Source organism: Flavobacterium sp. 1, assembly GCF_002797935.1.
Classification (GTDB): domain Bacteria; phylum Bacteroidota; class Bacteroidia; order Flavobacteriales; family Flavobacteriaceae; genus Flavobacterium.
Map to the genome: position 1 here is coordinate 2,578,440 of NZ_PGER01000001.1, position 14,690 is coordinate 2,593,129.

Here is a 14,690-nt window from a genome sequence, read left to right on the forward strand (position 1 = left end):
ATTTTTTATTTAAATTATACAACAAAATCCCTTTACCAGCTCTTTTTTAAAAATGCCTATCTTTACCAAAAAATAAATACCATGCAACATATAATCGACCGCTTTGTAAGTTATGTCACTATAGACACCGAATCGGATGCCAGCTCAAATTCAACGCCCAGTACAGCAAAACAATGGGATTTAGCCAATAAATTAGTTGAAGAACTAAAAAACATTGGACTGGAAGATGTTACTATCGATGACAAAGCTTATATCATGGCAACTCTGCCCAGTAATGTCGATCATGAAGTACCTACAATTGGATTTATATCACACTTTGACACAACTCCCGACTTTACAGGCGCCAATGTAAAGCCTCAAATTATTCCAAATTATGACGGTAAAGACATTATTTTAAACGCAGAACAAAATATCATTTTATCCCCATCCTATTTTAAGGATTTATTGCAATACAAAGGACAAACATTAATCACTACAGACGGGACAACCCTATTAGGAGCTGATGACAAGGCAGGCATTACAGAGATTGTAACAGCTATGGAATTTCTGGTTAAAAATCCAGAAATTAAACACGGAAAAATCAGAATTGGATTCACTCCAGATGAAGAAATTGGCCGAGGTGCACATCATTTTAACGTGGAAAAATTTGGGGCAGAATGGGCTTATACTATGGACGGAAGTCAAGTAGGCGAATTAGAATATGAAAATTTCAACGCAGCAGGAGCTAAAATTACTTTCAAAGGAAAAAGTGTTCATCCTGGTTATGCCAAAGGAAAAATGATCAATTCCATGCTTATTGCCAATGACTTTATTAATGAATTACCCAAAGGCGAAACTCCACAGGAAACCAGAGGATATCAAGGTTTTTTTCACATACATCACTTATCCGGAAGTATTGAAGAGACAGTTTTGGAACTGATTATTCGTGATCATAACAAATTAAAATTTGAAAAACGAAAAGAATTAATTCAAAAAATAGCTAAAAAAATAAACAAAAAATTTGCTAAGCAATTTGGGTCAGCTATTGTTATTGCCGAAGTAAACGATCAATATTACAATATGAAAGAAAAGGTCGTTCCTGTAAAATATATTGTAAATATTGCTGAAACTGCAATGAGAGAACTTGGCATTAAACCTATTATCAAGCCAATTAGAGGCGGAACAGACGGATGTCAGTTATCTTATAAAGGATTGCCGTGCCCGAATATATTTGCCGGCGGTCATAATTTTCACGGAAAATACGAGTATGTTCCTGTAGAAAGCATGCAAAAAGCCGTAGATGTAATTATACGAATTGCTGAACTTACCGCTAAAGGTGATTATTTAAAAAAGTAGGACACAAAGCACTGCAGTATGGACATGATCAATCATTGGGAAACTGAATTGGATATTTTGAAAACAATTATATCCAAAACAGCATTGGTTGAAACTAATAAATGGGGAGGCTGTGTTTATGTATTTGATAACAAAAATATTGTGGGCATTGGCGGATTTAAAAATTTTTTTTCGCTTTGGTTTTTTAATGGTGCATATCTAAAAGATGACAAAAAACACTTGATTAATGCTAATGAAGGAGTCACCAAATCATTGCGCCAATGGCGATTTACGTCAAAAGAAGAAATCATTAAAGAGGAGATTCTAGCCTATATCCAAGAAGCTATCGAAAACGAAAAAGAGGGCAAAATTATCAAACCTAAAAAGACAAAAGAAACCATTGCAGTACCTGATATTTTACAAAAAGAACTTGATAACGACCTCCTGTTAAACAATGCTTTTTCGAATTTCGCTCCCTATAAACAAAAGGAATTCATTGAATATATTGAAACTGCCAAACGGGAAGAAACCAAACTTTCGAGGATTGAAAAAATAAAACCCTTGATTTTAGACAATATTGGTCTAAATGATAAATACAGGTAAAAGGAATTTTAAACTCCAATTACAAAATCCCAAATTCCAAAAATACCGGAATTTGGGATTTTTTTATTCAAAAAGATGCAATTTCACACTTTACACAATTTATTAGTCCTTCAAAAATCAGTAAAACCTTAACATTGCAACATTAAATTATTCCTTATATTTGTTAACATCTGCTAAACATTTTATTAACATTGAAATAATTTACAGAAAAATCTCCTATTTCGACATCAACATAAAATTATATAATTCCTAAAAATCATTAATTATGATAGAAAAAAAGAAGAAGAAAAGGCTGTTACTGAAAAAGCAACACCTCCTGAGTTGCCAAAAAATGAAAATCCAGAAATCCCAAAGACAGCTGTGCCCAAACCAGCACCAAGAAATAGGACAGCTAGAACAGTTGCAGCTAAACCAGCCACAACTAAATCAGTGACGGCAAAACCGGTAGCTGCAAAATCTGCTCCTGCAAAACCAGCCGTTTCAAGAGCAACATCTGTCAAAACATCAAGCCCAAGCAGTACTAAAACTGCGACACCGCCAGCTGGAGTTGTTAAGAACACTACAATTGAAGAAATAAAAACAGAAACTGCAGTTTCTCAAGAAGAAAAAAAGATAAAAAGAAGAAAAAAAACAAATCAAAAATGAAAGAAAAAGAGAAAGAGAAAGAAAAAAAGCTAAAGCCAAGGCTAAAGAAAAAGCCAAGAAGAAAGCAAAGAAAGCTAAAAAGGCCAAAAAAGAAAAAGCTAAAAAAGCAAAGCTAAAGACTAAAATCAAAGAGAAAAAAGCAAAGGCTAAAGCAAAAAAAAGCAAAAAGAGCAAGAAAAAATAATATTCGTTTCCAAATAAAAAAAATCCCAAATTCCAATTACTAAATCGGAATTTGGGATTTTAGGTTTTATGATTTTTGGATTACTCCTTTTTATTCAAAGTAGCGCTTAACTCCAAAGAAATAGAAGAACGCTCCATTTTTAATTTTCCAGCCATAGTTTCAATAACTACAGTAGAATCAGCAAGTTCTGATATCTTTCCGTGAATACCGCTTTTAGTGATTATTTTATCACCAACTTTTAAGCTGCTTTCAAATTCTTTTTCGTTTTTTGCACGTTTTTGCTGCGGTCTGATCATAAAGAAATAAATGACTACAAACATCAATAAGAACGGTAAAAACTGTTGTATCTGTCCCATAATTTTAAATTTAGTTTTTGTTAATTAATTTTATTTTTAATGTGAAATTGGCGTCTAATTATTACATCAAACCTCTTCCGATTTTCACAATTCTTTTCTTTGCTTCCAGCTCTTTTACCAAATTATCCAATATTCCGTTAATAAAAATGCTGCTCTTTGGAGTTGAATATTCTTTGGCCAATTCTAAATACTCATTCAAAGTTACTTTCACTGGTATAGAAGGGAATTTTAAGAACTCGCAAATTGCCATTTTAAGGATAATCGTATCAATTTCGGCAATACGTTCGCTGTCCCAGTTTGGTGTTTTATCAACGTATTCTTTGGCTAATTCAGGTTCGTTCAAAACAGTTTTTCTGAATAAATCTTTTACATAAGCCTTATCTTCATTGTCTTTATATAATTTTGGAACTCTAAAATTATCGTCTTCTCCTTGTTTTATCCCTTTCAGCTGTTTAATGATATGCGTGTTTACCAATGGGATATCATCAATCCAAGTCAGCTTATCATCTTCAAGATATTCGTATAATTTTTCATTTGGAACAATAATATCCGAAAAAATATCAACAATAAAAGCTTTATCTTCCTCAAAAGAATTCACCGTATTACTCATGTATTTTACATACAGTTCGCTCTCTTTAATAGCATTAAGCAGCAAAATAATGTAATCATCATTTAGAGTCCAATTGTTGATTGAACGATTTTCCAAAGCAATACTAAGAGAATTATTTTCGGCAAGAATTTGAAAAATACTGTTTTTAATAAATTTTTCGTTAGGATTGCGTTCTTCTTTTGTCGCCAAATGTTTCTGGCTTGAAAGATGCAAAAAGACAGTTTCTTTTTTACAGATTTCAATCAATGAAGAAAGCATGATAAGGTATAAATCTTGAATGGCGTCAATACTATGCATAAGGAATTTTTCCTCTTTTTCTAAATTATCAGAACCATTTTGATGCATTGCATAAATGGATTGCATGACTTTAACGCGTATGTGTCTTCTGTTTACCACCTTGTAAGAACTTTTAAAATTAAGTCTGCAAAATTAGTACTTTCATCTCTTAAATGAAAATTTATAGTGGCTTTATTTGATATAGTTTTCAGCTGCAGTCGCAGTTTGCAGAAAAAAAACAATGATAAAGTCACTGTTTTAATAGTTTACAAACAATCAAAAAATAAGAATCTCAGTTTACAGCCCCAAACTGAGACTGCAAACTGAGACTATAAACTGCAAACTATTTTATTTTCTGCTGTTTTCTATTTTTCTTAAATCGATACGATTTTGGGCAATAGTTAAAGCTGCTTGATGAGTCGTTATTCCATTTGCAACAGCGTAATCAAAAATTTCTAAAGTTGTGTTATAGATATTTTCCGTTTTACGCATAATTTCTGCTTTATCATAATGAGCCAGCTCAGCATAAACATTGATAATTCCACCCGCATTAATCAGGAAATCCGGAGCATAAAGAATACCTCTTTCCTGCAAGATTAAACCATGTGTATTCTCATTTGCCAATTGATTATTAGCTGCACCAGCAATTACTTTTGCTTTTATTTTATTTACGGTAGCATCATTGATTGTTGCTCCCATCGCACAAGGCGCATAAATATCAACATCAGCACTATACAAATCATCTCCTGTAAATACCTGAGCACTATATTTAGAAGCTACCTGATACAATTTTTCTTCATTGATATCAGCGATAAAAACTATCGCTCCTTCTTTTGTCAAATACTCAACTAAAGTTTCTCCTACGTGTCCAATTCCTTGAACCAATATTTTTTTACCTTCTAATTTATCTGAACCAAACTGCTGTTTTGCCGCTGCTTTCATCCCCATATACACCCCGAAAGCTGTAACAGGCGATGGATTTCCAGATCCGCCTCTTTCTTCAGAAATCCCAGTAACATAAGGAGTTACATCTCTTACTAAATCCATGTCAGATGTTTCCATTCCAACATCTTCAGCCGTAATATATCTTCCGCTTAGCGAGTGTACAAACTCACCAAATTTACGCATCAATTCAGGTGTCTTTTGAATTTTGGCATCACCGATAATCACTGCTTTTCCTCCGCCAATGTTCAATCCTGTAATCGCGGCTTTATATGTCATCCCTCTGGAAAGACGCAAAACATCATTCAAAGCTTCCCACTCATTAGCATAATTAAACATACGGGTTCCCCCTAAAGCTGGCCCCATAACCGAATTATGAATACCAATAATTGCTTTTAATCCTGTATCTTTGTCATTGCAAAAAACAATTTGCTCATGATCATTAAAAGACAATTGTCCGAAAACAGGATCCATTTTTTGAAGTTCTTTCCCAGTTGTAACAGTAGCATTCATAATACTATTTTTATTAGTTAAAAAATACGAATTTATCAAAAAGACACTTCAAACATACATAAAAAATAAATATATAGCAATGAAATTATTTAAAAATAAATATTTATTAATAATACTTGAAAATATTTATTTTAATACAATTGTTAAAATTTAAACATTAAATAAAAGAACACAAACAATTCAATACCGAATCCTCATAATATGAAAGAATTAAGCTATTTAAATAAATATTTCATCAAATACAAATTCAGCTTTTCACTAGGTATATTTATCACTATAATCGCACAAATATTTTCATTGTTTACTCCAAAACTCATTAGTAAATCATTTAATGAAATCGAAGCCTTTTCTAAAAGCGGCTCCGCCGACTCCAGTATTATAAGCCACCAATTGATTTCCAATATTTTATTAATAATTGCCACCACAATAGTTGCAGGTTTTTTGACTTTCCTGATGAGACAGACTCTAATTGTAATGTCCCGCCATATTGAATTTGATTTAAAAAATGAAGTCTTTCATCAATACGAAAAGCTATCTCAAAACTTTTACAAACAGAACAGAACAGGGGATTTAATGAACCGTATCAGCGAAGATGTCTCCAAAGTAAGAATGTACGTGGGGCCAGCGGTAATGTACTCCATAAACACCTTTATCCGCTTTGCAATCGTGATTGGATATATGTACAATGTTTCGCCAAGATTAACTTTATACACAATACTCCCCTTGCCTATTTTGTCATACTGCATTTTTAAACTGAGTTCTGAAATCAATAAAAGATCCACTACTTTTCAGCAGTATTTATCAAAAATATCCAGTTATACTCAAGAAGTTTTCTCTGGAATCAGAGTTATAAAAGCCTATTCATTAGAGAATCAGCATCAAGAAAACATTGCCGACTTAGCCAATGAAAGCAAAAGCAAAAGTTTAAGCCTCGCTAAAGTACAGGCACTTTTTGGCCCATTAATGATTGCTTTGATTGGAGTAAGCAACTTGGTTGTCATTTATTTTGGAGGTTTAATGTATATAAACGGCACCATCAAAAGCATAGGAACTATTGCAGAATTTATCTTGTATGTCAACATGCTGACTTGGCCTGTTGCCTCATTGGGCTGGGTTTCATCAATGGTTCAGGAAGCAGAAGCTTCGCAAAAAAGACTCAATGAATTTCTAAAAATTGCACCCGAAATACAAAATAAGAACCCCAATCATTCCAAAATAGAAGGAAGTATTACATTCAGCAATGTTAGTTTTACTTATGAAGACACTAATATAAAAGCACTTCAAAACGTCACTTTTACAGTAAACAAAGGAGAAACATTGGCAATTTTAGGAAAAACCGGTTCTGGTAAATCGACAATTTTAGCACTGCTATCGAGACTTTACGATGTTACAAACGGTCAAATTCTGATTGATAATAATGAAATCAGCCAGATTAACTTATTTGATTTAAGAAATAGCATTGGTGCTGTACCGCAAGATGCTTTTTTATTTTCAGACACCATCAAAAACAATATTAAGTTCGGAAAAGAGAATGCTGCCGATCACGAAATAGAAGACGCAGCAAAAAGTGCTGTTGTTCATGATAATATTATCGGCTTTAAGAATGGATATGAAACGATATTAGGCGAAAGAGGAATTACGCTGTCAGGCGGTCAGAAACAGCGTGTATCTATCGCAAGAGCCATTATAAAAAATCCGCCAATTTTACTTTTTGACGATTGCTTATCGGCGGTTGATACCGAGACCGAAGAAGCGATTCTGAACAATCTGCACGAGATATGCAGGAACAAAACGACCATTATTGTGAGCCATAGAGTATCCTCGGCCAAGAATGCCGATAAAATCATGATTCTTGAAGAAGGCAGGATCATCGAACAAGGCTCTCATAATCAATTAATAAACCAAAACGGGTATTATGCGGCACTGTATTTAAAACAACTTTCAGAAAAAGAATTGCTTTAATTGTTGGATAATACATATATTTTTATGATTTTTGATTGCTATTAAATAAAAAATGACGAAAAGATTATGAGAGAAAATGATATGTTAGAAAAAGAAGAAATATTCTCAAAAGTTTTAAGAGCTGGAAGAAGAACCTATTTCTTTGATGTTAGAGCTACCAAAGCTGATGATTATTATATTACAATTACCGAAAGTAAAAAATTCACAGAAGAAGACGGTTCTTTTCATTTTAAAAAGCATAAAATCTATTTATACAAAGAAGATTTTACTGCATTTTCAGAAATTTTAGAGGACATGACTTCTTACGTTTTAAACCACAAAGGTGAAGAAGTAATCTCCGAAAGACACCAAAAAGATTTCAAAAAAGAATATGCTTCAGACAAAACAGACGAAGACAGTGTACCAAACACTTCCAGTTTTACCGATATCGAATTTGATGATATTTAATTAGAGAAAACTTATTAAAAAAGTCCAAGAATCACATGATTTTTGGACTTTTTTTATGCTTTAAAACAAGCAAAAAAACAAATTATATCTATAAGAATTAAAAGCTCCATTTTGGCTTTTCAAATTAAAAAACAAGAAAATACTCTAATTAAAACTTGAACAAAAAATATTGATTATCAGTTATTTACATATATTTTTAATGTAATTATTTTGTACCTTTAGAAGTATTAACTTTAAATCCAGTCACAATGAAAATGTTAATTAATGTTATCTTTCCTATTGAGCCTTTCAACTCAATGGTTAGAAATGGTACAGCTGGCGAAATCATTGGTCGCGTTATTGATGATATCAAACCAGAAAGCATTTATTTTTCTGAACAAGAAGGAAACAGAGGTGCTGTTATGATTGTTAATATTCCAGATTCCTCAGCAATTCCCGCTATTTGCGAACCTTGGTTTTTAAATTTTGAAGCACATTGCGAAATCAGAATTGCAATGACACCTGATGATTTGATGAAAGCTAACCTCAACAAACTAGCTGAAAAATGGAGTGATGTACATGTCAACTAAAAAAAGGTGTGGCATATTAAACTTAAAAACCTCTTCATATAAATTGAATGAAGAGGTTTCTTTTTTTTAAACGAATGCTTTACAGTGATTTCCTAAACGTTTTTCTGCGGCAATGAACCACTGGATTAAAATTTTTCCAAATCAGCTGAATAGCAATATTATCAGCTAACTCAGGTGTTCTAAAGCAATTTTCAACATCATTCTCAGTAAAAGTTTTGTGATATTCATTAAAAATAACAGCCGTTACTCCCTTATTCTGATAATCTGGATGCACTCCGATAAGATAAAACAAAACATCTTTACTGCTGCGTTTCGCTTTTAATAAATGTAAAAAACCAAAAGGAAATAATTTTCCATTAGCTTTCTGAAGTGCTTTAGAAAAACTGGGCATTACAATCGCAAAAGCTACAAGTTTACCATCTTTATCCTCAACATACTTTATATATTCGGGATTGATAAAACTGATGTATTTTTTCTTGAAATATTCTTTTTGAACATCAGATATAGCAACAAATGAAGACAATTTAGCATACGATTCATTAAACAAATCAAACATTTTATCAACATAAGGCATTACATCCTTAGCAGATTTAAAGTTAATCGGTTTAAGCTGGTATCTTTTTTTAACCAGTTCATTTACTTTCTCAAAAAATTCGGGTTTAGCATTCGCAAATGGGAATTTATTTTCAACATACTCCTTCTCCGTTACATATCCTAATTCTTCAAAATGTGCAGCGTAATAAGAATGATTATACCAGGTAATCATGGTTCCTAATTCATCAAAACCTTCCGTTAAAACACCCACTTTGTCCAGATTCGAAAATCCCATTGGCCCTTCAGCATATTCCAGATTATTTTTTCGGCCGATTTCATATACTTTTTCAAGCAGCGCTTTAGTTACCTCAATATCATCGATAACATCAAACCATCCAAAACGGACTTTCTTTTTTCCTGCTGATTTACCTCATCCCAATTAATAATTACTGCAATTCTGCCGACGACAGCATTGTTCCTGTACGCCAGATAAAAATTAGCTTCAGCACTGTTAAATGCAGGATTTTTGGTTTTATCAAACGTAGCCAGCTCATCCGAAATTAATGGCGGAACCCAGTATGGATTGCCTTTGTATAAGGAAAAAGGAAATTTTATGAATTCGGTTAACTCATTTTTGGTTTTGGCTTCTTGTATGGTGATCATTGATGTTTTTATGAAATATTATTTTATTTCTTCGCTTTTTTAGCTCCTTGCTGCGTATTCGTTTTTTTAGCTATTTTATCAGCAGTCTCTTCTTCTTTGGTCAAAAGATACACATCTTTATAACGCCCATCATATCGCCATGACACCCCTACACCTCCGTAAAGCACAGAAGGAGTATCCTTAAAATTACCGCTTATTGAGGCATCTACCTGAAGGTTTCTGTTAATTAAATAAGCTGCACCGCCACGAACGATAGCATCACTGTAAAAATCACTTTTTATCCCTTGATTTTCAACAAAAGCAGACCAGTTTTTATTAATCCCTTTAGTTAACGTCAAAATATAACTCAAGCTGGGATAATCTGTTCCTATATAATTACCTATAATATTAGTCACAAAAACCCATGAACCATCACCTAAATGGTTTTGCAAAATCAAAGCAACTTTTGGAGAGATTTCAGACTTAGGAGAAAAATAAAAAGGGTTGTGATTTCCTGTAAAATTGGCTCCTGCAAAAACAGCTACAGCAGGAATAACCTGATGCCAATTGAATTTATGATTGGCTTTCCAACTATGTATATTCACTTCTCTTTTATAGCCTTTATTGGGATCATACAGTAAATATTTGGCTCCTAAAACCGATTGTTTAAAATCAGATTTATCCACAATATTCATAGGATAATCAAAAGTTTCGATTACATATTGAGCATCAGCAATAAATTCTAAATTTTCAAGAAATGCTCCATACCTAAATTCCAAATCCATTCCGAAACCATAGGCATCATATCTTGACAGGCTGTGATTTTCTTTAATACCAAACACGCCAGTTTCTACCTGCATGACTGTTTTTCCGACAGCAAAAGCCGACATAGATTCTCCAGGCCTGTTAGAATTTATCTCGTCGGTATGCTGACCATACTGAACTATTGGAAATAAAAAAAGAGAGACTAAAAATACTTTTTTAATATTGAGCATACTGAATTATTTGAGTGAGAAGGTATAACGTGTTTCAAATGTACTATATTTTATTGTAACTATCATTTGGTTAAAAATTACTTAAGATATAGTTAAGCTTAACTTGAACTTTTATTCAAAAAAGCAATTAGCTCCTGCGTTGCTTTGCCACGATGACTTATAGCATTTTTGGTTTCTAACGAAAGCTGTGCAAAAGTTTCTTGAAAACCTTCAGGCTTAAAAATAGGATCATAGCCAAAACCCTGATCTCCAATTTTTTCCAAAATGATTACACCGCGGGCAATACCGGTAAAAAGATGCTGTTCACCATTTAAATTTAAAGTAATAACAGTTTTAAATTGAGCATTTCTATTAGCTTCATTTTCTAAATTCAGAAGCAGTTTATCCATATTATCTTCAGCCGATTTTTGCTCACCAGCATATCGTGCCGAGAAAACGCCAGGCTCTCCATTTAAAGCTTCTACTTCAAGTCCAGTATCATCGGCGAAACAGTCATAACCATATTTTTGGGTTACATAATTGGCTTTCATTACAGCATTCCCTTCGATAGTATCGGCAGTTTCGGGAATATCTTCATGACAGCCGATACTTTCTAAACTGATAATCTCAATACTTAGAGGGAGCATGCTTTGTATTTCTTTGATTTTATTTTTGTTATTGGTAGCAAAAACGATTTTCATATCGGCAATATTAAAATGAGAAGTCAAAAATACGGTTTGTAATTTACTAATGAAAGAAAACCTATTTGTATAAGTCTGAATTCTGCATTATTTTTACATTCAATTAATTCAATCCAACAGAAATTATGATTATAGATTTTATAGAAAATTCAGCCCAATACGAAGCGGTGCATCCGTCATTTAAAACGGCTTTTGATTATTTAAAGCAAAGTGACAAAGAAGCTTTAGACGGCTTAATCAATGAAGAAGCAGGTGTGAAAATGTTTGCCTACAAAGGAGAAGGAAAAAGCAAAGCGAAAAGTCTGGAAACATTTGAATGTCATGACAAAAATATTGACATCCAGTTTTGCATCAGCGGGCGTGAGGGCTTTTTGTGGAAACCAAGAGCGAAATGCATCTCTCCAAACGGAGATTACAATACTGAAAAAGACGTCCGTTTTTTTAACGACGAACCTGATACTTATTTTGAACTACTGACCAATCAGTTTGTTATCTTTTTCCCGGAAGATGTTCATGCTCCTATGATCAGCGAAAACGATCTGGATAAAATAGTAGTAAAAGTATTGATTTAAAAAATATTTTAATATTATTCTTATGACTAATAAAGTCAGAAAAACTCCGACACGTTAAAATATAGTTAAAACACTTATTTTCAATATTTTAAAATAAATAAGTTGTAAATTTGGATGTGGTTTTGATTAATTACTTGAGATATAATATCACAAATATTTAAGTATTAGAAAAAGTATCTCAATAGTCAGCTATACCGAATTATAGTAACGTATAAGTTAGATAATGATAAATCAGAACTACAAAATTGGAGAGCCCTGAAAAGCTCTCCTTTTTTGTTTAATAACTGCTTACATTCGTTAAATTATCTGGGAAATAGCCATCTGATAAGTTTGTGAACTCATCCCCTCTCATAAAGATATTAATGTCAACTTCACTAAAACTATTCTTTCCAGCTGCAGCCAAAAGTTCGTTCGCAGCGTGCAGCGTATTTTTATGAAAATGATACACTCTTTCGGATTTATCAGTTACAACCAATCCTTTCATCAGCATTTTGTTTTGTGTGGCAACTCCTGTCGGGCATTCGTTATTATTGCATCTCAAAGCCTGAATACAGCCCAGAGAAAACATAAATCCACGAGCCGAATTACACATATCAGCACCCAAAGCTATAGCCCGCAGAATAGAATATCCCGAAATGATTTTACCGCTACAAATCACTCTTATCTTGTCTCTAATTCCTAAACGGACTAATGTTTTGTTTACAAAAATAAGTGCTGGCTCAAAAGGCATCCCTACTCCATCGGCAAATTCAAGCGGTGCAGCTCCTGTTCCTCCTTCGGCTCCGTCGACTGTGATGAAATCGGGATAGCAATTTTGATGAATCATTTCACTGCAAAGATTTTCAAAGTCGGAAGTGTCACCGATACAGAGTTTAAATCCGATAGGTTTCCCATTGGACAACTCACGCAAGAGGGCAATAAATTCAATTAATTCTTTAAAATTTGAAAAAGCATTATGACTTGGAGGTGATAAAATAGTTGTATGTGGCTGAACACCTCTTATTTTCGCAATTTGTTCTGTATTTTTTTGAGCCGGAAGAACACCGCCATGACCTGGTTTTGCACCTTGCGACAGTTTTATTTCAATCATTTTTACCTCAGGGAGATTGGCTTTTTCTGCAAATTTTCCGCCGTCAAAACCGCCGCGGTCATCACGGCATCCAAAATATCCTGTTCCTATCTGCCAGGTAATATCACCGCCGTTTTGATGATATTCAGTCAAACCGCCTTCTCCTGTGTTGTGATAAAATTTACCTTTCTCTGCTCCTTTATTGAGTGCAACTATCGCATTCTCACTTAAAGATCCAAAACTCATTGCCGAAATATTTAGCAAAGAAGCTGAGTACGGCTGTTTACAATCTGGACCGCCAACGAGAACACGAGGCAATTCATGATTGACAGATGCTGGAAACATAGAATGTTTGATCCCTTCGTAACTCGATTGGTTTAAAACCAGCTGAGTTCCGAATGGCGAAGTTGCATCAATATTTTTGGCTCTTTGATAGACTAAGGAACGCTGATTTCTTGAAAACGGTTTTCCATCGGTGGTGCGCTCTATGAAATATTGCTGAATTTCGGGAGCAATCATTTCAAACAAATAACGAAAATATCCTAGAATTGGAAAGTTTCTTAAAATAGCGTGTTTTTGCTGAATGGTATTATAAAAGCCAACAATTATAAGGATTATCATTATTGCCGAAAAGACAAATCCCGTTTTTAGGAAGTAATTAAAACAGAAGGAAATTAGTAATAATGTAATACTGATAATGAATAACTGCTTTCTCATTAATGAAATGATTTAAAAGTTAATTAAGATTTAATTTATTGGTCTCAGGTATAGTTAAAACTATGTCCTTTAGTGAATTTTGATTTAGCTTCTGCAATTATTTTAACCACAAATTACACAAATTAATTAGTGATAGATCGTGTAATTTGTCGCTAACAAAAGTGTCGTAACCTTGCAGATTTTCAGTCCAAAATGGTTTAATTTTTATACTAAATAACTACGTATAACGCAATCTGACAAAAACATGTTTGATTCCTTTTTTATCTGAATCTCTTTCGTCTATTTCAAGGATATCGGTTAGCGATTTGAGCATGGGAGTTAGCTTGGCAAAGCCATAATTTCTAGGATCAAATTCGGGTTTTTTCTTTACAATGAGGTTACCTACATCACCAAGGAAAGCCCAGCCGTCATCATCGCCAATAGCATCGAGAGTATCTTCAATGAGTTCGATGGTTTCGCCGTCAATTTTATTAGGAGCTTCTTTTTCGACCGCTTTTTTAATTTCAGTAATGGTAGTGGTGGTAGTTTGTTTTGGTGATTTAGTTTGAGCATTAGTAGTTTTACGAGTCTTTTTGATAGCACCGTCTAAAACTTCAATAAAAATAAACCGGTCGCATGCACTAATAAAAGGTTTTGGCGTTTTTTGTTCACCTATTCCTATCACTTTCATACCGGATTCTCTTAATCGAATTGCTAATCTGGTAAAATCGCTGTCACTGGAAACGATGCAAAACCCGTCTAATTTACCAGAATACAATAAATCCATAGCATCAATAATCAAAGCTGAATCGGAGGAATTTTTTCCAACAGTGTAACTGTATTGCTGTATGGGCGTAATGGCATGCTCTAGTAAAACATTTTTCCAACCGTTAGCATTTGGCTTAGTCCAATCGGCATAAATACGTTTGGTTGTTGGAGTTCCGAACTTGGCAATTTCTTCCATCATGCCTTTTACATTGCTGTAGGGAACATTGTCGGCATCAATAAGTACGGCGAGTTTTAATTCTTTTATGGTTTGTGACATGAATTTTTAAAATGACAGGTTTTATATTCAAAGATA

General features: G+C 33.5%; 14 protein-coding genes and 1 pseudogene. 6 read left to right on the plus strand and 9 right to left on the minus strand.

Annotated elements, in window-relative coordinates:
* Positions 1-81: 81 nt before the first annotated feature.
* Positions 82-1,335, plus strand: coding sequence for a peptidase T (gene pepT / locus CLU83_RS10310; RefSeq protein WP_100431534.1), 1,254 nt, complete (start codon positions 82-84; stop codon positions 1,333-1,335).
* A gap of 18 nt (positions 1,336-1,353) precedes the next feature.
* Positions 1,354-1,917 carry a YdeI family protein gene (locus tag CLU83_RS10315; protein WP_100431535.1) on the plus strand — a complete coding sequence of 188 codons (564 nt, stop codon included), beginning with the start codon at positions 1,354-1,356 and terminating at the stop codon, positions 1,915-1,917.
* A 263-nt stretch (positions 1,918-2,180) separates the two neighbouring features.
* Here the strand turns inward: CLU83_RS10315 and CLU83_RS22095 are convergent, their stop codons facing one another.
* From CLU83_RS22095 to CLU83_RS10335, 4 genes are all read right to left on the minus strand, one after another.
* Positions 2,181-2,477 (minus strand): hypothetical protein, encoded by a 297-nt coding sequence (locus CLU83_RS22095; protein WP_157802063.1) that lies wholly within the window; start codon positions 2,475-2,477, stop codon positions 2,181-2,183.
* Positions 2,478-2,826: 349 nt separating this feature from the next.
* Complete coding sequence (gene yajC, locus CLU83_RS10325) at positions 2,827-3,102, minus strand: preprotein translocase subunit YajC (RefSeq protein WP_100431537.1); 276 nt, start codon at positions 3,100-3,102, stop codon at positions 2,827-2,829.
* A 61-nt stretch (positions 3,103-3,163) separates the two neighbouring features.
* Positions 3,164-4,075: a transcription antitermination factor NusB gene (nusB, locus tag CLU83_RS10330; protein WP_100433695.1), complete on the minus strand. Its 912-nt coding sequence runs from the start codon at positions 4,073-4,075 to the stop codon at positions 3,164-3,166.
* A gap of 261 nt (positions 4,076-4,336) precedes the next feature.
* Positions 4,337-5,443, minus strand: a complete 1,107-nt coding sequence (locus CLU83_RS10335) for a Glu/Leu/Phe/Val dehydrogenase (RefSeq protein ID WP_100431538.1) — start codon at positions 5,441-5,443, stop codon at positions 4,337-4,339.
* 201 nt (positions 5,444-5,644) lie between these two features.
* Here CLU83_RS10335 and CLU83_RS10340 point away from each other — a divergent pair, with 201 nt between their 5' ends.
* From CLU83_RS10340 to CLU83_RS10350, 3 genes are all read left to right on the plus strand, one after another.
* Positions 5,645-7,405, plus strand: a complete 1,761-nt coding sequence (locus CLU83_RS10340; RefSeq protein WP_100431539.1) for an ABC transporter ATP-binding protein — start codon at positions 5,645-5,647, stop codon at positions 7,403-7,405.
* Positions 7,406-7,471: 66 nt separating this feature from the next.
* Positions 7,472-7,852: a PUR family DNA/RNA-binding protein gene (locus tag CLU83_RS10345; RefSeq protein ID WP_100431540.1), complete on the plus strand. Its 381-nt coding sequence runs from the start codon at positions 7,472-7,474 to the stop codon at positions 7,850-7,852.
* A 248-nt stretch (positions 7,853-8,100) separates the two neighbouring features.
* Complete coding sequence (locus CLU83_RS10350; protein ID WP_100431541.1) at positions 8,101-8,421, plus strand: panthothenate synthetase; 321 nt, start codon at positions 8,101-8,103, stop codon at positions 8,419-8,421.
* Between the two features lie 79 nt (positions 8,422-8,500).
* On the opposite strand, the pseudogene CLU83_RS10355 reads toward CLU83_RS10350, so the two are convergent.
* The 3 genes and pseudogenes from CLU83_RS10355 to CLU83_RS10365 all read right to left on the minus strand — a co-directional run bounded on the left by CLU83_RS10355 (position 8,501) and on the right by CLU83_RS10365 (position 11,272).
* Positions 8,501-9,618, minus strand: a pseudogene (locus tag CLU83_RS10355) (GTP cyclohydrolase).
* Between the two features lie 23 nt (positions 9,619-9,641).
* A complete protein-coding gene (locus CLU83_RS10360) occupies positions 9,642-10,592 on the minus strand; it encodes a transporter (protein ID WP_100431542.1) in 951 nt (316 codons plus the stop codon).
* A gap of 98 nt (positions 10,593-10,690) precedes the next feature.
* Entirely contained in the window at positions 10,691-11,272 is a 582-nt protein-coding gene (locus CLU83_RS10365) for a non-canonical purine NTP diphosphatase (RefSeq protein WP_100431543.1), read from the minus strand.
* A gap of 125 nt (positions 11,273-11,397) precedes the next feature.
* Between CLU83_RS10365 and CLU83_RS10370 the strand changes: the two genes are divergently transcribed.
* Positions 11,398-11,844 (plus strand): YhcH/YjgK/YiaL family protein, encoded by a 447-nt coding sequence (locus CLU83_RS10370; RefSeq protein ID WP_100431544.1) that lies wholly within the window; start codon positions 11,398-11,400, stop codon positions 11,842-11,844.
* A gap of 277 nt (positions 11,845-12,121) precedes the next feature.
* On the opposite strand, the gene CLU83_RS10375 is transcribed toward CLU83_RS10370, so the two are convergent.
* Positions 12,122-13,630, minus strand: coding sequence for an FMN-binding glutamate synthase family protein (locus tag CLU83_RS10375; protein WP_100431545.1), 1,509 nt, complete (start codon positions 13,628-13,630; stop codon positions 12,122-12,124).
* A 217-nt stretch (positions 13,631-13,847) separates the two neighbouring features.
* Positions 13,848-14,654, minus strand: a complete 807-nt coding sequence (locus CLU83_RS10380) for an NYN domain-containing protein (RefSeq protein WP_100431546.1) — start codon at positions 14,652-14,654, stop codon at positions 13,848-13,850.
* Between the last annotated feature and the right edge of the window lie 36 nt (positions 14,655-14,690).

What these genes read in the sequence shown, in the direction of transcription:
- CLU83_RS10375 (WP_100431545.1), bottom strand. Translation starts at nt 13,630, where the DNA reads ATGAGAAAGCAGTTATTCATTATCAGTATTACATTATTACTAATTTCC.
- CLU83_RS10315 (WP_100431535.1), top strand. Translation starts at nt 1,354, where the DNA reads ATGGACATGATCAATCATTGGGAAACTGAATTGGATATTTTGAAAACA.
- CLU83_RS10335 (WP_100431538.1), bottom strand. Translation starts at nt 5,443, where the DNA reads ATGAATGCTACTGTTACAACTGGGAAAGAACTTCAAAAAATGGATCCT.
- CLU83_RS10380 (WP_100431546.1), bottom strand. Translation starts at nt 14,654, where the DNA reads ATGTCACAAACCATAAAAGAATTAAAACTCGCCGTACTTATTGATGCC.
- pepT (WP_100431534.1), top strand. Translation starts at nt 82, where the DNA reads ATGCAACATATAATCGACCGCTTTGTAAGTTATGTCACTATAGACACC.
- CLU83_RS10360 (WP_100431542.1), bottom strand. Translation starts at nt 10,592, where the DNA reads ATGCTCAATATTAAAAAAGTATTTTTAGTCTCTCTTTTTTTATTTCCA.
- nusB (WP_100433695.1), bottom strand. Translation starts at nt 4,075, where the DNA reads ATGCAATCCATTTATGCAATGCATCAAAATGGTTCTGATAATTTAGAA.
- CLU83_RS10370 (WP_100431544.1), top strand. Translation starts at nt 11,398, where the DNA reads ATGATTATAGATTTTATAGAAAATTCAGCCCAATACGAAGCGGTGCAT.
- CLU83_RS10340 (WP_100431539.1), top strand. Translation starts at nt 5,645, where the DNA reads ATGAAAGAATTAAGCTATTTAAATAAATATTTCATCAAATACAAATTC.
- CLU83_RS10365 (WP_100431543.1), bottom strand. Translation starts at nt 11,272, where the DNA reads ATGAAAATCGTTTTTGCTACCAATAACAAAAATAAAATCAAAGAAATA.
- CLU83_RS10345 (WP_100431540.1), top strand. Translation starts at nt 7,472, where the DNA reads ATGAGAGAAAATGATATGTTAGAAAAAGAAGAAATATTCTCAAAAGTT.
- yajC (WP_100431537.1), bottom strand. Translation starts at nt 3,102, where the DNA reads ATGGGACAGATACAACAGTTTTTACCGTTCTTATTGATGTTTGTAGTC.
- CLU83_RS10350 (WP_100431541.1), top strand. Translation starts at nt 8,101, where the DNA reads ATGAAAATGTTAATTAATGTTATCTTTCCTATTGAGCCTTTCAACTCA.